Source organism: Paucisalibacillus algeriensis (genome assembly GCF_000577245.1).
Taxonomy (GTDB): Bacteria; Bacillota; Bacilli; order Bacillales; family Amphibacillaceae; genus Ornithinibacillus.
Genome location: NZ_CBYO010000016.1, coordinates 197,799 through 216,515, shown reverse-complemented (window position 1 = coordinate 216,515; position 18,717 = coordinate 197,799). Strand labels below are relative to the sequence as shown.

Below are 18,717 nucleotides of genomic sequence, written 5' to 3'. Positions count from 1 at the left end.
AAGGTAAGCGGGTGAGCTTACCTTTTCCTATCTAGTAATCTATGTTCAGAGCAGAACAGATTACCTGGGTCATATTCTTCCTTCAGTTTAACTAATTGATCTTTGATACACTTGTATGAATTTTGAATAACTGCCTCACTGACCTTTGAACTACTCAAATAGGAAACTTGTTTATACGAATAAGGTAGAAGTTTTTCATACATATCGTGTACCCACAATTTAGTATCAATAGGATTATCACCTAAATCAGCATCAATGACTAGCAGATAGCTAGCGTCTCGAATCGCAAAAGCTGTATCGTATTTAGAAATGCGATTTACTTTACCATGTAATTCTAGTAAATGAACGTTGACTAGAAAATCTGCTTTCTTCAAGCCCTCGATTAAAATTTGTACAGCTTCATTATTTAACTCTTGAAAGAAAAGTGAGATTCCTTCAATTGCAAAACTATTACCAACCAAAGAATCAAATTTTCTCTGCATATCGATATAAGGTACAATCTCTGTATTATCAACAATTGGTGTAGCAAAATCCAGCAGTGGTTGAATAACTTCCCTTTCCACCCACAAATTCAATTCCCCAATATACATACCGATTAATCGTAACTGTGCCTGTCCGTTATTCCCTTTCGAAATGGCAAAGTTAAAGGATATTTCATCAATAGCTGTTTGCCGGTACTTTTCTACCTTTATTAATATTTGTTGTAAATCTTTGAAATCATATATGACATCAATTCCTAATATATGTCGATCAACAGAATGAAGCTTCAACTCAAATTTCGTTACGATACCAAAATTTTCACCCGCACCACGTATTGCCCAGAATAATTCAGAGTGGTTCAGTCGATTAACATATAGCAACTTTCCTTCTCCTGTTACTAGGTAAACTCCGACAACATTATCACAAGTTAAGCCGTATTTACCCCGCAAATAACCTAATCCACCACCCAATGCTAATCCTGAAACACCAATATTAGAAACCATCCCTAAAGGAATAGCTAATCCATAATCCTGAGTAATTTCATCTACTTCATACGTTTTTGCCCCTGCTCCCACTGTTGCAACCTTACTAATCTCATCAATATGAACTTCATTCATATGTGATAAGTCAACAAGAACTGCTTTATCTTTAACTGACTTCCCTGCAGGATGAAATCCACCACCACGAACGGTAATCTTTAATCCATTCTCATTTGCATAATGAACTGCTCTTATGACATCTTCGTTACTCTTACACTCAAAAATTACAGCTGGATACCTGTCAACCTTTGAGTTCCAAACCTGCCTTTTAAAATGATACAACGGATGATTACACTCAATTTTCTGGCCATACATCTGATTTTTCACTTCATGACCCATGAAAATTCCTCCATTATTAATAAATTGGTGGGGAACTCTTTACCTTACTAATTATCCTACTATTCAATTTATCTTTTAAAAATTATAGTAAGCTTATCATAGACTAGGCATTTTGTAATGTATACGTAGGTATACATCTATCAATAATTCTACTAATATGGAGTATTTTTTACTTTTATTGATTAACTTAAGGAATGTGCCCCAAAATATTTCAAGGAGTTATTTGGACTTTCTACAAGTTTAAAAAGACCATAATCTCTCATGGTCTTTTTACGCTAGTATTAGGGAAACTATTTTTTAAGACCATCTGAATTAATAGTTTTCCACGTTCGTGCAAGCCCGTTGACTATCAATTGAATGACTTCCTTATCCGTATCATACTTTAGATGGGAAAGTGGGTTCCAGTTTGTAAACATACCACCTGCATTTACTTCAATATCTTCGGTAACCGCTTGTTTATATGCTTCATTTATACCCTTTATTGGAAATGCTATCACATCATCCTTATCATAAAAGTTTAACCATTCGCCCTCTAGTTCAGGATAAAATGTTTGTAAAAGTGGGGATGGAACATCTATTGGAGATCCAAAATCAATATAGCGAAGAGACCACATCGCCATTGGACTTCCCAACGTATAGAACAGTGTGAGTGTATGACCTTGCTCGATTGGAATATTACTAGTACAGGATTGTGTTTCTGTTCCAATATTCTCTTGCTTATATTGTAGATCGTAAAAGTAATTACTTGCGATGATGGTGCCAAGACTATGGCTAATCACACATAATGGTGCTTCTTCCCCTGCCTTTTCACGTAATCGCTGAATCGATTTTGCCACAAGAGAATGTACTTTATCATAATTTTGATTACCTAGTCTAGTAGGTTGATATGCAACAGCATCTGCCAGAAATTCTAGTACAAAACGTCTTAACCTATCAAAATCCAAATCCCGATATTCCCGAAGTTGATTCCATAATTTAACTTGTTCGGGCGCAAAAATATTAGACCAAAATACCGTCTCAAAAACTAATTCTGTTGCTGTTCTTTTCTTTGATAGTTTTTTATCAAAACCCACTTTAACCCTATCGATCAACTTATCTGCAAAATCTTCCTTAGGAGTGCCTGCACCATGAAGAATCAAAACCGCGATTTTTTGACTCATCACTCTTCCCCCTTCACTATTAAATGACCTTATGGACAAGTGTTGTCATTATCATACGGGAAAGGTAAAAAGATTATAAGGTGAAGATTACCTAATTTTCATCTGGTTCTATTGAAGTTTCTGATTTTTTGTAATCCCAAAGTATGGTCCATTCCCCATCTAGGTTGGTTACAAACACATCTTGTACAATAGAAAAATTCCCATACTTTCCTTGATAATACTGTGTAACGGGAATATGATAAACTTCATCGATTGTTTCAGCATCCTCTTCTATTTGCCAATCATGTATTACTTCCGCATGCTCTATGGAAAATGTAAAAGTATTTACACCGAAATGATTTAAAAACACATGGGCACGGTCTTGTAAATAATATCCTTTTTCAAATCGTTCCTTCATGTACGGGTGAAACATTTCCCATGAGTTGGAAAAAGCACCTTCTTGTTCGTATGTATAAAATTCCTCTACCGCATCTTCAGCTTGATTGGAAGGGGTATTAAGAAAGAAAGTATAAATAAAATAACAGCACACTAATAGGACAACTAGTAGAAGAAGTACAGCAAACAATGGTCTATGATTTTTTCGTTTCATCCTGTAACCCTCCTCCTGAAAAGTTGGACTACTATATAAATATTCATAAATCTTATAAATATAATTAGTTCATTAAATCTGTCAAATTTAAACTAGCAAACTAGGACATTTTCCCTTGAAAATTTTACAAAATTTTGTCGACATAGGTAAAAAGTTGTGCTATTATTTTAATGCAATAATTTTTTTTTTACAACATACATATATGTAGTGCCGGGGGTGAAATAAATGTCAACTTCAAGAATTCTGAAATGGGTAACTGGTGCTTTAGAAGCTTTACTAGGTATTCCTGTACTAGGTGGAGCAATTATCGTGAGTTTACTTTGGACTCCACTACTTATTATGCTAATCCTTCATATCATTACACTAGTCCTAACTAAAAAAGACGGTGGTGCATCTACAGGAAGCATTCTAGGTATCGTTACTTCATGTATCGGTTGGATTCCAGTTGTAGGTATGATTATGCATATTCTTTCTGCAGTCTTCCTAATGGTAAACGCAGCCAAAGAAGACAACGCTTCAAACGGAGTAATATCCGGATAATGAAGATGAAAAAGACTCTGACAAGAGTCTTTTTTCTTTGTATAATTCCTGTAGATGGGTTTTCCCTATTTTCTTCTACTAGTGAATGAAGGGAAGCTAAATAATTAAACAAAAAACCACAATCAAGATTTCTATCCTGATTGTGGTTTCACTATTACCGAATGACCATCGCATGACTACCGGCCTTCTCATATATCTCAAAAAATCTTTCCTTTGGGTATGCAATATTCCCTTTTAACGGATCCATTACATAAACTTCAGTTTCACTGTACCCAGTTAAAACGACTGTGTGTGAATTTCGAATCACATTAATTGAGTCTTTTGTTCCCCTGATAATCCAAGAATAATCAAACAGGGGATCCTTTTGATTAATGGTTGTCCAAACGATTACCGGAATTCCTTCACGGATGTATTCTAACAATTTCTCCGGTGTAGTCCCTGTTAAATCATGTGGCTTGTGTATACCATTTACATCACCAAAATACTTGTTAGCAGTCTCCATTATTGGTGGAACATAACTATAAAATCCTTGATTTTTACTTCTTGGGTCCCCTGCATATGCTTTATTGGGATTGGCTCCGTATAATTTCCCGTCATTAACCTCAAATGGTACTTTTGGAAGGTAATCATCAGCAAGCACAGTTTTCTCAACCTCATAGCCATAATAGTGCAAAACAGAAGCAAGTGTCGTTACCTCACATCCGTTTGGAAGCTCTGGCTTCTGCATAATAGTTTCTACCGGAAGATTCATTTCCGTAACAACTATTTCATCTTTATCCGTTCTTTTATAGGTATTAACCGATGGAAAAACACTATTCTCAAAGGTAACTTGATCTCGTTCTGAAAGTAACTCAATTGTTTTAGGCTCCGTTATTACTTGATATGGAGCTTTTACTTCAGTTTGGACTATCTGGTAGGATTTACTTAGCGGGATGTTCTCAACTCGAACTATCCCATCAAGATTCGTAACAAGGTCCTTATGAACTACCTTATTTGTTTCCAAATCAATTAGCTGAAACGTTGCCTCACTAATTGGATAACCAGCTTTAGCATCTACGCTAACAATAGATAATACCCCTTTATTCTTATCAAACACCTCATAAACGAACGCATAAATTCGATCATGATTTGTGGTAATAAGAATGGTGCTGACGAGTATTAAGAAAAAAAGTAATGAGTTTCTTATAATTAATTTCACCTGTTAGCTACTCCCTATCATGATTCACTTAAGCTCCTAAGGAATCGAATAATAGCAATACCTAGTCTTCCATATCCACAAAGAAACGTTTATACCAAACTAAAAATACATATACAGTCCAAATATAACGGGCATGGTTTGCTTGTCCTTGATAATGTTCTTCTAGGAATTTCACAATCTCATCCACGTTGAAGAATTCTTTGGCAATATCAGATTCAAATACATCACGAACTAAGTTATAATATTTTTCTTTTTTGATCCAGTCACGGAATGGTACAGGGAAACCAACTTTCGGACGATTTGCCCATTCATCTGGTAAAACTTCATTTGCTGCTTTACGTAATACATACTTTGTATCAATATCATTCACTTTTAAATGTGCTGGGATTTTACCGGCCATTTCCATAACTTCTTTATCCAAAAACGGAACACGAAGTTCGATGGAATGTGCAGAACTCATTTTATCGGCTTTTAACAGAATATCTCCCGGTAACCAATGCTTCATATCTACATATTGCATCTTAGATACATTATCTTTCCCAGCAACCCTTTTATAAGATTCACTAACAATTTCCTCTGGTGTTGGCGCATCTTGATAATCAGCTTTCAAGACTTTTGAAGCATCTTTCAAATCAAAGATTTTTGCCTGACCAATAAACTTCTCTTCAACCTTTTGACCACCTTTTACTAAGAATGTCGTAATGCGGTTTTCGGGAAGCTTTTTAGCGGTATTGGAAGCGATTCGGCGCATGAAAAATGGGATTTTTTCATATAAACGCATCTCTTTTGATGTTTCATACCACGCATATCCACCAAAGATTTCATCCGCACCTTCACCGGAAAGAAGCACAGTTGCATGTTTACTCGCAAGCTCAGCTAAGAAATATAGCGGTACAGATGAAAGATTAGACTGTGGTTCATCCATATGGTATTGAACTGTTGGGATTACATCAAAGAATTCATCTGCACTAATAATTTTCTTGTGGTTTTCAATTCCAAGTTGTTTGGAAAGGTCAGCTGCGATGTTTGTTTCATTGAAAATACCTTCATAATCTTCGAAACCAACCGAGAACGTCTTATCTGGTTTTAAAAGTGCAGTAATATAACTAGAGTCAACACCACCTGATAAGAAAGAGCCAACTTTAACATCACTAATTCGGTGGTATTTCACAGACTCTTCCATTGTTTCTTTAATTTTTTGCACATAAAATTCTAAGCTATTTTCTTCTGTATCAAATTGAACATCCCAATATTGTTTAATGTCAATTTCACCGTTTTTGTAAATCATATAATGTCCTGGTCTTAGCTTATAAACACCTTTAAAGAAAGTTTCATCCAGAACAGAATATTGGAAGGTTAAATATGGCTTAATAGCCTTCTTATTTAGTTCTTTTTGGAATTCAGGAAAATTTAAAAATGATTTTATTTCAGATCCAAACAAGAAAGAATTGTCAGTGGTATTTTGTGTATAATAAAGTGGTTTAATACCAAAGAAATCTCTTGCAATAAATAATGACTCTTCTTTTTTATCCCATAATGCAAATGCAAACATTCCACGAAGCTTTTGTAGTATTTCAACACCATATTCTTCATAGCCGTGAATGATTACCTCTGTATCACTTTGACTTTTAAACACATGGCCTTTTTCTTTTAAATCATCCATCAAGGATTGATAATTATAAATTTCCCCATTGAAAATTAATGAAATATTATTATCTTCATTAAACATTGGCTGGCTAGCATCAGTAGTTAAATCAATAATTTGAAGTCTTCTAAATCCCAGTGTGACGTTATCATCCACAAAATAACCGTCACTGTCTGGCCCTCTGTGTCCAATGGTATTCATCATTTCTTGTATTACACTTGCTTTATCTATATCATTTGAATTTGTTGAAAAGCCAACAAAACCACACATAGCATGATCTCCTCTTAATTAGGTTTGAATTACAATTCTACTAAGTTACTAAAAAGCTATTAAAAAATTCATACCTCCTAATTTTATCAATTTCATAGAACAATCTCAAGGAGAAATCACGACAACTTTCATCATTTTTCTATTTTTTATTCATAAAGTGGGATAAGGATCCGTCCGGGGATGGACGAATCCTTATTATGTTAACGAGGTGAGGATGCCTTTCGGGGATACTTGAGGGATTTTGTTGTTAGGGGAGGTGATTTAACAGTGGATTTCATGTCTGATAAGAGACGATTTGTTGCAGCTAGAATCTCCATTAATTGGACTATTGTCTTCTCATGTTGATCCACTTTCCTCTTTAACTCCAAAAGCTCATTGCTTTGCACGAATAATTCCTCCTTCTAACCTGTTGCCTCTATCATAATCATAAAGAACTATAAAATCCAATCTGCATTTTTTAAATTTTAGACTAAATTCGACATAAAAAATGAACAGAAATAGAATTATCAAAACAAATTTTATCCAAATATACCAATTTGAAGGGGAAAACAAAGATAAAACGTAAAAATTTTCTTTTGTTCGACATAATTCTACAACTGTGAAAATTCACCTACAAAAGAAGGAGTTGATTTTTTATGTGGAATTTTCCGTAACAAGATTTCACCAAATTTTAATGTATAAAGAATGATATTGCTAATATACTTTTTAACATGAGTAAAAGGAGGTTTTTTGCATGCCTGGAGGTTCATTTACAAAGGAAGTGGATTTACCAATTGAGGCCATTTGGAATTTTGTAAGTGATATGAATAATTGGGCACCGTTAGTTCCCGGTTACTTAGATCACCAAGTTCTAAATGACAGACAATCCACCTGGAAATTTAAAGGAGATGTTGGAAAAATCCAAAAGACAGTTAGTATGCGAATCGATATAACCGAATGGAAAAAACCAACAACTGTGAGGTTTACCTTAACAGGAATAAGCGAAAAAGTTTCCGGCAAAGGTTCTTTTGAAGCAAAAAGTATTACTGATTACCAAACGAAAATGACCGGAAATCTAGATATGACCGCAAAAGGACTCATGGGACCGGTCATTAATCCAGTATTAAAAACAGTCATTCCCAAAACAGCCAAACGTTTAACAGAAGCGGTAGTATATAAAATAATAGAAAATCAGCGTGTTATAGCTAGGGGATATTAACCGAGATAACCTTTTATATAGAATAACAAGAAAGGACCAAAAACGTAAACTTTTCGCTTTGGTCCTTTCTTGTTATTCTTGAGACATTGCCCATTCGTGAATTTCATAACCTCTAGCATCATAAGCGACATAAGGGTCCTGTTTCACCATTAACTCTACTTGTTCGAAGCTCTCAGCCTTATAAATAACTAGTCCACCTGTTCCATCAACAAATGGACCTTTAGCAAAAACATTTCCTGCCTCAAGCTTTTGTTGTAAATAGGTTAAATGGTCAGGTCGATAAACTCTACTTTTCTCTTCATCCCTCATTGGTAAAAATACTGCAAAATATCTCATATGTATCCCCCTAATTTGTTTATTCCTTGTATACATATCATATTTTCTTGAATATAGACAAATACTAACAAAAAATATGTTCCTGAAAGGGTGTTACGATGAATCTAAAAGCAATTGTCATCAAGCTCATTGCAACCATGATTATTGTTTTCTCAATTTATGGCATATTCTATGATGTTTCCTTTTTCAATTTGTTCTTGGTTGGTATTCTAACAACAACTATCTCCTATGTTGTTGGTGACTTGTTCATTTTACGACGATATGGAAATGTTGTAGCCAGTATTTCTGATTTCTTTTTAGCATTTTTAACATTATCAGCTCTTGGGTATCTTTTCATTGAAACAGCTATGCCAATTGTTGCTGCGTCCTTGTTTGCCGCATTTTTCATGTCATTAGTTGAACCATTCTTGCATGCCTATATGCAAGAACAAGATGTAAACGAGAAACGAAACGAATATCGTACTCCTATTGGAAATCTCCAAACCGAGTTTGCTGAGGAAACAGAAGCACAATCAATTAATAGGAAACGGGATCCTAAAAGGGATAATACGAAATAATATAATTATCCGTTAAAAAGGGCATCCACAATTGTGAATGCCCTAAAGTGTTATTCTGTAATCTCAAATGACCTACGAAATGCTGGCATTCCAGAACCCGGTTGTTTAACACTTTTGTTTCTTCATCAGAATTGGTTGTTGTCTGCTCAATTGTTGAGGATTCTTCTTCCGACTTTTTCGTATCTGAATTACTGCATACAGCTATCATTAGAAAAAGAACTGCAAAAAGTGCCAATAAACTAAGTAGCATTTACATTATTCATGTTGATGTTTTACACTATGATTTATTTCATCTAACGTCGTTTCTGATTTTGTGTGACCATGGATATCACAGTAATAAACTACTGTCTTTATACGGTGAGAAATGTGACAAGTACGGGAATGTTTCATGAAATTTTTCCAATAGCTGAATTCATGTTCCCCTGCTTCTATAACATGGTAATCTACACTTGATTGCTTCCAATTATGCCCCTCATGGTTATGAGGTGTTCTCTCCATGGGACTCTCTGCTGCTAATACCATTACATTTCCAAGGATAAGGGGGAGAATAAGTAAAATTCCTAATATTAACCGAAAGGATTTAATCGTTATCACCAGACCTTATATACTTTTAGTTAAATCATTACCTAAATTATTAAGATTATACAAAAAAAACGCCGGTACTCCGTCGAGTAAACGAAATACCGGCACACAACTGTTTAGTTAGCTGTTGCTTTTTCTTTTGAGTGAACGACTACAGTCATAACATTTTCACTTTGCGAAGCACCGTCTTCATTTACTGCTTCAGCGATGAGGGTGTATTCTCCTTCTGGTAGATTCAACTTCACTTGAAAAATACCACCCTTATTTGTCATTGTCTCTGCCAATAACGTTGTTCCGTCATAGACACGAATCATTCTATTTCCTTCCGCTCTACCACCAACAACGATAGTACTTCCTGCTTTACCTTCCTCATAATCCTTTTTCCAAACCGGTGGGTCTGGAAGTTTCCCTACACCATCTTTTGCCCACAGAATAGACTGTGCGAAGAGCTTTTTACCGTCTTCTGTCCACCCTCGTTCAGGACCAACCATGTTGTTTACTGCAAATGCAGATAGTAGAAGATGCATATGTTCGTTACTTCGGAATGTATAAGCAATTGAAGTTCCTTTGTCTTCCTCGTTCACTTCCAGATTACCCAGATTCGTTCCATGATAATTTGTAAAAGTAGCATATGGACTATTTTCTGCCAAAATCTTTATTCTATCTGTTTCAAATTCGTTAAATATTGGATGGTCCTCATTCTCGACATCCATGTATACTTCTCCTTCGTTATAACCTTGTTCCTGCAAGGTTGGATATCCGAATACTTGCTCCAATAATGATATAGAACCAGTTGTCCCCCATGTATCTAGGAACACCAAGCTCGTTTGCTGCTCATCACTTGCTTGAATCAGTGCTTCCACTTCAGAGGATTCCGCTTTACTAGCGTTTACGATAATCACATCATATAAGCCTGCGTGTTCAGTTACTCCCCAATCAACTGATTCTGCAGCCAGGTCATACTCGTTTAGTAAGTTGGAAATTTCCCCTTTAAAATCACCTAATACCGCTATATTATAGGTGCTAATGGAAACATTCAATTCTTTGTTTTCCCCATCTGCAATGGAAATAGTCTCCATAACAGGGTGGAAGCCGTCCTTTTCAAACGTTATCTCGTACTCTCCAGCTAATAGGTCTGGTAGCTGATAATTTCCATCAGCATCAGTTAAAGTTGTATATTCCTGTAAACCTTGCCCATCTTTCGCAAGAACAGCTACATCAGCTAATCCCTCTCCTGTTGATTGATTCAGAACCTTCCCATAGATGGACATTCTTTCAGAAGCTTGTAAAGTAACATTAAGTTCAACGACATCACCAATATTTTCAACAACTACCGTTTCCTGTTTGGAAGCATATCCAATTGCAGAAATAGTTACGGTATGTTCTCCAGTACTTACACCTACTGAATAACGTCCTTGATCATTGGTTTGAACCGTAATATTTTCATTCTCAAGCTTGACTGTTGCACCTTGGATAGGCTCACCATTCTCATCTGAAACAACACCAGAAATTTCGCCTAATGATGCATTAATTGCCCAGTCAATTGCATTAATATAAATATTCTTCGTATCCTCTGTCCAACGATCCTCAGGATGACCATAACTACTAACGGCAAGACTTCCTAGAAGGAGATGCACATGACCGCTAGAACGGAAGTCATACGCAATACCACTACCAAGTCTTCCTTCCACTGAATGGGTAAGATCAGCAACTGTCGTACCACTGTACTGATCAAATACGCCATATTGTTGATTAGAGTCTGGTCTTTCTAGTATGGTAATTTGATTGCCAACCTCATATCCCCTGAAAATTGGATGATCAGATAATACTTCATACTGAATTGCATTTGGTAGATAATCCGTATCCGTATAGCTCGGATCTCCTAAATAATCTCGTAAGTGGTTAATGGATCCTGCACCGAATTGATTTGCAAAAATCATACTTACCTGCGCTTCATCAGATGCTTCAATCAGACCAAGAAAATCGGTTTCGCTCATTTGATTACCCGAATCATTAAAGATTACAAGCGCAAAGTCTGTGATATTTTCAGTTAATAGACCTATCTCATCACGGTCATAATAAGCCACTTCATAACCATACGACTCAAGGAATGGAGTAATTCGGCTATTGCTTAGTGAAGAAGCTATCACTGCTATCGCCTGGGAATCATTTAGCATAACATTAACATTGGAAGTTTCACCGGTAGTAATGGATACCGTACTCATTTGTGGCTGATAACCACTAGAAGTTATCCGAATGTCATAGCTGCCTTCTGGAACAACCATACTAAATGTACCTTTTTCATCTGTTACCGCTCGTAATGGGGTGCCAATAATTTCAATATTTGCTCCAGCTATTAAATCACTAGTATTACTAGCACGCACAACACCATGTAATTCTCCAACAGCTTCCGCTTCTAGCTCAAATGTTTCCCGCAATACTTCTCCGTTAACAACTTGCACATCAAATTCATTCGATTGATGTCCAAACCCACCAATTTGTAAAGTATACGTACCTTCTGCAAGTGCGACAAAGAAGTTTCCATCACTATCTGTTTGAACCGTTTGATTAGTCTCCAGTACCGTTACAGTTGCCTGAATCGGATTACCGAGATTATTAATTACTTGACTTCGAATTTCACCTGCATAACTACCTTCATGGTCAATGGCCCAAAGGATTGTATTATTAATAATTTTCTCACGGTTCTCATCAAACCTACTATCGCCAGGATGGAAACCATATCCGAAGGTCATTCCACCAAGTAAAATTTCTACACTATTCATGGTGCGACCTTTGAATCCAATCATATACCCTTCTTCGCCAACGCCTTCTATCTCAAAATCCGCTAGCATGGTCCCAGAATAATTATCGAATCCATAATAGTAACCACGATCTGGAGATATGGTAAACGTATCTGGTACTCCTTCAAAAATTGGATGTTCCTCTAAAATGGTGACAGTTTGGGTTATTCCTCCACTGCCACGATACTCTACTCCTGGATCACCTAGGAACTCATACAGATAACGGATACTTCCTTTCCCACCGTTTTGACCAGTCCAAATGATAGAAGTCTCTGTTTCATCCATCGCCTCTATGAAACGCTTGAAGGTCTCGGCATCAGGTATTAAATCGTTATTATAATCGGAATTTGCAAATACAACGTCGACCTGTTCTAGCATATCTAGGTCATCGAAAAACATTGGAACCGTGTTATAACCTTTATTACCAAGATATTCTTCTAGACTTACATAGGAAGAAGATTGAACGTCAACAATAACTCCTACTGTTGGTGAAGGACGCAATGCTGTATCGTAAGTCTTCACCTCACTCGGACTGATTTCGATAGTCAATGTCTCTACTAAAAATCCGTCCTTCTTAATTTCTACTTCATAGGTACCAGGTTCTATATGATCAATCTGGTAATAACCTATTGAATCAGTATACGCTTCCCTTGGATATCCAATAATGTTGACATGTACATCCTCAATTCCATTAAGTTGTGCTTTATTTGTTATATGCCCTTTTAGTTGGCTTACATCCTCCTGTAAAAGCAACACTATATTCATAGGCTCCAAGGAATCATTAACATTAAGTTCAATGGTCTCTGTTTGATAACCATAAGCCGAAACGGTCACCACTGCTTCACCATCTGGTGCTGCAATTTCAAACTCCGAATTATCCTGTGTTGTACTTGCTGATAAGGTTACACCGTCGATTTCCATGCTCACTTTAGCCTCAATGGCTTCTCCATTTTCATCGGTAATATTTCCTCGGAAAACATTGAAGTTTTCATATGCAGCCCAAATGACCGAATCAACAAATAACTCTAAACCTTCTTCTGTATAATCTTCTCCATCATGTTCAATGGCTGCACTATGACCACTCATGAGAAGTTCCATACTATCTCCAGTTCTTGGTTTATACGCAATCCCATGTCCGTGTACTTCCGACTCAGCGTGTTTAATATCTGCTAAAACAAACCCTGAATAATGATCAAATGCAGAAACACGACTACCATCTGGAACTAGTATTTCGATGACGTCTCCTACTTCCCTATCACCGAATAATGGGTTCTTGTTTTCAACAACATATTGTGCAGCGCTAGATCGAATATTAATTCGATCCCTTGAAACAGGATCCTTTCGAACTGAATTTAATGTGTAAATACCTCCACCACTAAAGTATGAATCACCGTAAATGATACTAACACCATTATCGTCTGCAGCTACTTCAAACGCATCAAACGTTGCTTTAGTAATGCCGCTTTTGTCATTATAGAAAACAACATCATAGTTTGCTATTTCTTCGGTTAATGTTTCCATGGAGGAATAGTTTGTTACATCAATATGGTATTCTGCAAAAATTCCCTCCAGGTTTTTTCCATACGAACGGTCCCCTAATATTGCTAGTCTTGGTTCTGGAATCAATGTTTTATTTAGCTCTAATGGTGGCCCTGTTATCTCAATTTCATCTTTCGCAAGTACATAATTATCATGGGCGTACTCAAGACTATAAACCGCTGCTGGTAGATTTGAGAATTCGTAACTACCATTACTATTCGTTACGGCTTCATCAACTAATTCTCCAGCCGAATCTCTCAATTTGATTTGCACATCAGCTACTGGATTCGTAGTTAGTGAATCTGTCACAATACCAGAGAGCTTACCTTCCATAGAAGATACAAGTTCAATAGTCCCAGTTGCTAAGCTTCCATTTTCAAAGGTAACTTCAACTACTTCCGTTTCATAACCAGTTAGTCGTACTTCTACGTTATAGGTTCCTTCATCATGGAATAGCGTAAATTGCCCAGAATCATCCGCCTTTATAGAAGCTCTAGTCTCTAATACCTGGACCGTTGCTTGTAGTGGATTCCCTGATTGGTCAACTACCTGACCGTTCATTTCTCCAAAACTAGCATCCTCGAGTAAATAATTCATGCTATTGATTAGCAATGTATGCTGGTCCTTTGGCCAATGCTGAGTCGGTAGATTCCAAGAAGCTGTAGAGTTATTGGCAAGCAGTATATGAGCACTATTCTGTGAGACGGCTTTAATCCCGATTCCCGTCCCTACTTTACCGAGTCGACTACTATGAACAGTGGCTAAATCCTGACCAGAGTATCCTGTAAACCAGCTAGCTTTTCCGCTATTGAGTATCTTAATCGTATCTCCAACTTCAAATCCTTCAAATATTGGGTGATCTCGTGTAACTTCTAATGAAACCATAGCATCCGTATAGTCACTTTGTAATACCACAGGGTCCTGATAATGTTTTACAAGATCCGAAATCGACCCATAACTTGGCCCCCAAGCGTCCGTAAACACCATACTTACATCTGCTTCAAGTGCTTCATTTAATAAGGAATCCATATCTTCTTTATCTGGTGTCCAGCCACCAGAAGTATAGGCACCATTAAGATACAGGACGTTGTAATTTTCAACATTACCTGTTATTTCTTCCCATGTCACTTCCTCGGCCGGAATTCCATTAACAGTTAATAATTTGGTTATAGTAGATTTATAGTCGTCTAGCACTGCCACATCAATTGGATCTAAAGATGGGGTTAATTTAGTTTCCATATCCTCTTCAATCGTAACCTGGATACTACTATCTACATACCCACTACCTTGGAAGGTAACATCATAACTTCCAGCATAAATGGATTCAAAGTGGAAATAACCATTTTCATCTGTTGTAGTTTCAAGTGGAGTGTCCTGTACTTGAACTAGAATATTAGATATAGGATTGCCACTTCGTTTATCTTTCACTGTACCCGATAGTTGACCGGTTTCCACTGCTTGTAATGTATAAGATTGATTAAATTCATAGCCTGATCTAACGCTAAAACGTTGTTGAATCTGCTCTAGCCCATATTCACCAATCCGTACCTCATATTCGCCTGGTAATACGGATAGTTTATAATTACCATTCTCATCAGCATCAGCCTTCATATCTGTACCAACAATTCGAACTGTTCCTGATACCGGATTTCCGTCACCATTTTGTATTGTTCCAGATAGTATTCCAGGTGCAGTAAATACAGTCAATCCTCTTTGCGTTGGAACAATGACCTGTCCTGCAGTAATAGCAGGTGTTGAAGAACTGGAACCAGCTAAAGTCCATTGTCCTACCATTTCACCAGTAAACACATCAATTGCTTTTAGACTATATGTGCTATCAACAATGAAGAATATTCCATTACTAGCTACCACACCATTATTGACCGTCGTGCTAACATTCTTATTTGCCCATAATAACTCTCCTGTTTGACGATCAAATGCTTTCAGTGTTGGAACAGACGCCGAACTCACCAATACAATATCTTCATATACAACTGGTGTGGCAGCCTGTGTATCACCGATTCCCTCAACCTGCCAAACTTCCTCCCCAGTCTCTGCATCAATAGCCCACATAACTCCTCTATTTTCAAAGTTAGTAGAAAAAGCATAAACCGTATTTTCAACCACTACAGGTAAAGATGCAAATCCGCTACCAGTAATAGCAAACGTCCAGTTAACTGACCCATCGTCTTTAGATATCGCAGTCATTTTTCCATCTTCTACAGTACCGATAAATAATTGTTCACCTGCAAGAGCTGCACCGGAATAACTGCTAGCTGGAATGTCAGTAGTCCATATTGTTTGACCATTACCTGCATCTAGGGCGTAAACTTTTGTTGCCCCATTAAAGCTCGAAGTAAGGTACAGTACTCCATTCTCGTATATAGGAGACTCATAAACTGGTAGATTCCCTATTTTCATACTCCAATCCACAACACCGCTATGGATGTTCAACGCATAAAATGTCTGGTCTTGACCACCAGTTACATACACATGATCATTGGCGATTGTTGGTGTGCTACGATTCATTCCTCCAGTCCGAAAACTCCATTTCTTCTCACCGGTCTCTATATTATGAGCCTCCACATTTCCACTTTCTGTAACAATTACCGCCGTATCCTCATTAACAACTGGAGAAGAAAAGACAATATTGCCACTTATCGGGATTTCTAATGCTTCCTTCAAATGGCTAGTTGAGATATCCTCATTTGATATCGCATTTCTACTAGGATTGTTGTTTCCAATTGTCCAGTTCTCATCGGAAATAAATGTACTTTCGTTAACTGTAAATTCTAGATTTAAATCTGCATTAACTGTGATTGTTTCATTTTTACTGGATAATCCATTACCAGAAATCGTTAACTGATAATCCCCTTCAGGAACTCCATCAAATGAGAATTCCCCATTATCATTCGTTCTTGCGACAGATAGTGGTGTATGTTGAAGACGAACATAGGCGTATGGTACCGGATTATCATCTGAATCAGTGACAACACCATGAATGGTAAACTGGTCCGATTTCGTTAACTCCCAATTAACCTCCACCACCTGCTCTTTTTCTACAGAAACAGTAAAAGTATTGGCTTGATAACCAAAGGATTCCACTTCAACTTCATGGGTTCCTTCCCGTAATATAAACTCAAATATGCCATCGTCTGATACGGAAACATCCACATTTTCCTCTTCTACCCGAATCGTAGCAGCAATTGGATTACCATTCTCATCGGTAACTGTCCCTTGAACAGTACCGGCAAATGCTGCAGACGTTACTGCCTGATACGCATCCACAATACCAGTTCCATATAAATCATTAGGTAGTGGACCCATATGAATTTCTGTTCTAGCTGTTTCCTTCAGCAATGCCGATACATCATCAATCTTTAAATCTGGATTAGACTGTAGAAGTAAAGCGATCACACCAGCGACATGAGGTGTAGCCATAGATGTTCCACTTTTCACACCATAACCATTCCCAGGAACAGCGGAATAAATTTGATGACCTGGAGCAGAAACATCAGGCTTTATATATCGTTTATCACCCCAATAAACTGGGCCGCGACTTGAGAAATAAGCAATTTGATCATTGATATCTGTTGCCCCAATAGCAAAAGCCTCTGGAAAACTTCCCGGGGCACCAATGGAATTGGAACCAGGCCCATCATTACCAGCAGCAAACAAAGGAAAAATTCCCGCCGCTACCCATGCTTGAACATCTTCCCGGAAAGTTGTATCTCCTGTATTTGAATTCCCCCATGAATTATTGACAACATGTGGTGCCATAGCTGGGTCTCCACCTGGGGCCATAAACCATTGAAAAGCTTGGTGAATACCAGATTCTGTTGCAGAACCTCTATCATTGAAAATTTTTGCAGCAATCCATTCTGCTCCAGGGGCAACACCAATTGGTTCCCCTTCTCCACCACCCACAGCAGATCCAGCAACATGGGTACCATGTCCATTTCCATCTTGTGGGGTAGAGTAGCCGTCTCCTGAAAAGTCAGCCCATGAATACTGATGTCCCCCATTACGCCCACGATAATTATGAGCTAATGCCTCATGACTTACTTCAACTCCTGTATCCATAATCCCGACAACAATTCCTTCTCCATCAATACCGTAACGAGACCATACGTCGGGTGCGTAAACCTTCTCCAGTCCCCATTCTGGTAATCGCGGTGAAGTTTCATTGATAATAACCTCAGGTACTTCAAAAACTTTCTCCATTAAAATTTTTTCAACATCTTCACGTTTCTCTAACTCTTCTATAGCTTCCTTTGTCACACTTGCTGCTATTCCATTAATAATCCATAGTGGAGTAATCTCCTTTGCTATTCCTTTTTGAGAGAAACTATCCAATTTCTTCAGTACTTCAGATTGGGATTTTTCTGCAACTGATTGCAGATGATTTTGAACCATCATTAATCTTTCATGACGATTGTTATTTTTAGCTACATCTTGGAACATAGTTGCTTTCTTTTCGCTGTCCGATTTCATATGAATAATGACAGGAACCATTTCCTCTTTTTCAAATGATTGAAATATCTTTTTCTCCACTTTACCTTCCATGATGACCTTTTCTTGAGTAGTGTCTTTTGCTTTGTCGAATAAAGGCTTGTTCACCTCAAGACCATCGTGTACTCTCGGTAAACCATCAGGACCAGAAGCCTCCAGCTCGTAATCTGCTGATTCTTCTTCTTCATTTGAAGCCACATCTTCTAATTCTTTTTCTAATACAAGATCTTCTTCCAGTGTAGTTAGATCAAGAATTTGTGCTTGAGATTCCCCGTAAGATATTGTAGGTGTAAATAGGGAAAAGACTAGTAAAAGAATTGTCAAACTAGCCCATATTCTGCGAAACTTCCTTTGTTTCAACCTCATTTCATCCCCCTGCTTTCAATTAAATATTCAGACTTTTAACAATAGTTTAAAATTAGGTTATCACTA

11 protein-coding genes are annotated in these 18,717 nt (G+C 37.3%); 3 read left to right on the top strand and 8 right to left on the bottom strand.

Annotated elements, in window-relative coordinates; all coding sequences use genetic code 11:
- Nucleotides 1–17: 17 nt before the first annotated feature.
- The 3 genes from TY11_RS13195 to TY11_RS13185 form a co-directional block, all read right to left on the bottom strand.
- Complete coding sequence (locus TY11_RS13195; RefSeq protein WP_042146890.1) at nt 18–1,358, bottom strand: FAD-binding oxidoreductase; 1,341 nt, start codon at nt 1,356–1,358, stop codon at nt 18–20.
- A 290-nt stretch (nt 1,359–1,648) separates the two neighbouring features.
- Nucleotides 1,649–2,518, bottom strand: a complete 870-nt coding sequence (locus TY11_RS13190; RefSeq protein ID WP_042146888.1) for a hypothetical protein — start codon at nt 2,516–2,518, stop codon at nt 1,649–1,651.
- Between the two features lie 91 nt (nt 2,519–2,609).
- Nucleotides 2,610–3,107 carry a hypothetical protein gene (locus TY11_RS13185; protein ID WP_042146886.1) on the bottom strand — a complete coding sequence of 166 codons (498 nt, stop codon included), beginning with the start codon at nt 3,105–3,107 and terminating at the stop codon, nt 2,610–2,612.
- A 225-nt stretch (nt 3,108–3,332) separates the two neighbouring features.
- Between TY11_RS13185 and TY11_RS13180 the strand changes: the two genes are divergently transcribed.
- Nucleotides 3,333–3,647, top strand: a complete 315-nt coding sequence (locus TY11_RS13180; protein ID WP_042146885.1) for a hypothetical protein — start codon at nt 3,333–3,335, stop codon at nt 3,645–3,647.
- A 154-nt stretch (nt 3,648–3,801) separates the two neighbouring features.
- Here the strand turns inward: TY11_RS13180 and TY11_RS19885 are convergent, their stop codons facing one another.
- Together TY11_RS19885 and asnB are read right to left on the bottom strand one after the other, a co-directional pair.
- Nucleotides 3,802–4,845 carry a C39 family peptidase gene (locus TY11_RS19885; protein ID WP_052345832.1) on the bottom strand — a complete coding sequence of 348 codons (1,044 nt, stop codon included), beginning with the start codon at nt 4,843–4,845 and terminating at the stop codon, nt 3,802–3,804.
- A 61-nt stretch (nt 4,846–4,906) separates the two neighbouring features.
- Nucleotides 4,907–6,760 carry an asparagine synthase (glutamine-hydrolyzing) gene (gene asnB, locus TY11_RS13170; RefSeq protein ID WP_042146884.1) on the bottom strand — a complete coding sequence of 618 codons (1,854 nt, stop codon included), beginning with the start codon at nt 6,758–6,760 and terminating at the stop codon, nt 4,907–4,909.
- A 733-nt stretch (nt 6,761–7,493) separates the two neighbouring features.
- Here asnB and TY11_RS13160 point away from each other — a divergent pair.
- The gene (locus tag TY11_RS13160) at nt 7,494–7,958 is read left to right on the top strand and encodes an SRPBCC family protein (RefSeq protein WP_042146882.1); all 465 of its coding nucleotides are present in this window, start codon (nt 7,494–7,496) and stop codon (nt 7,956–7,958) included.
- Between the two features lie 72 nt (nt 7,959–8,030).
- On the opposite strand, the gene TY11_RS13155 is transcribed toward TY11_RS13160, so the two are convergent.
- Nucleotides 8,031–8,294: a YciI family protein gene (locus TY11_RS13155; protein ID WP_042146881.1), complete on the bottom strand. Its 264-nt coding sequence runs from the start codon at nt 8,292–8,294 to the stop codon at nt 8,031–8,033.
- Between the two features lie 98 nt (nt 8,295–8,392).
- Here TY11_RS13155 and TY11_RS13150 point away from each other — a divergent pair, with 98 nt between their 5' ends.
- Nucleotides 8,393–8,851, top strand: a complete 459-nt coding sequence (locus TY11_RS13150; RefSeq protein WP_042146880.1) for a YndM family protein — start codon at nt 8,393–8,395, stop codon at nt 8,849–8,851.
- Between the two features lie 255 nt (nt 8,852–9,106).
- Here TY11_RS13150 and TY11_RS13145 read toward each other — a convergent pair whose 3' ends face one another.
- Nucleotides 9,107–9,349 (bottom strand): hypothetical protein, encoded by a 243-nt coding sequence (locus TY11_RS13145; protein WP_042146878.1) that lies wholly within the window; start codon nt 9,347–9,349, stop codon nt 9,107–9,109.
- Between the two features lie 200 nt (nt 9,350–9,549).
- A complete protein-coding gene (locus TY11_RS13135) occupies nt 9,550–18,651 on the bottom strand; it encodes a carboxypeptidase regulatory-like domain-containing protein (protein ID WP_042146874.1) in 9,102 nt (3,033 codons plus the stop codon).
- Nucleotides 18,652–18,717 lie beyond the last annotated feature (66 nt).

Coding starts and splice junctions, on each gene's coding strand:
- TY11_RS13145 (WP_042146878.1), bottom strand. CDS start 9,349: ATGGAGAGAACACCTCATAACCATGAGGGGCATAATTGGAAGCAATCA.
- TY11_RS13190 (WP_042146888.1), bottom strand. CDS start 2,518: ATGAGTCAAAAAATCGCGGTTTTGATTCTTCATGGTGCAGGCACTCCT.
- TY11_RS13155 (WP_042146881.1), bottom strand. CDS start 8,294: ATGAGATATTTTGCAGTATTTTTACCAATGAGGGATGAAGAGAAAAGT.
- TY11_RS13135 (WP_042146874.1), bottom strand. CDS start 18,651: ATGAGGTTGAAACAAAGGAAGTTTCGCAGAATATGGGCTAGTTTGACA.
- TY11_RS13195 (WP_042146890.1), bottom strand. CDS start 1,358: ATGGGTCATGAAGTGAAAAATCAGATGTATGGCCAGAAAATTGAGTGT.
- TY11_RS13180 (WP_042146885.1), top strand. CDS start 3,333: ATGTCAACTTCAAGAATTCTGAAATGGGTAACTGGTGCTTTAGAAGCT.
- TY11_RS13160 (WP_042146882.1), top strand. CDS start 7,494: ATGCCTGGAGGTTCATTTACAAAGGAAGTGGATTTACCAATTGAGGCC.
- TY11_RS13185 (WP_042146886.1), bottom strand. CDS start 3,107: ATGAAACGAAAAAATCATAGACCATTGTTTGCTGTACTTCTTCTACTA.
- TY11_RS13150 (WP_042146880.1), top strand. CDS start 8,393: ATGAATCTAAAAGCAATTGTCATCAAGCTCATTGCAACCATGATTATT.
- asnB (WP_042146884.1), bottom strand. CDS start 6,760: ATGTGTGGTTTTGTTGGCTTTTCAACAAATTCAAATGATATAGATAAA.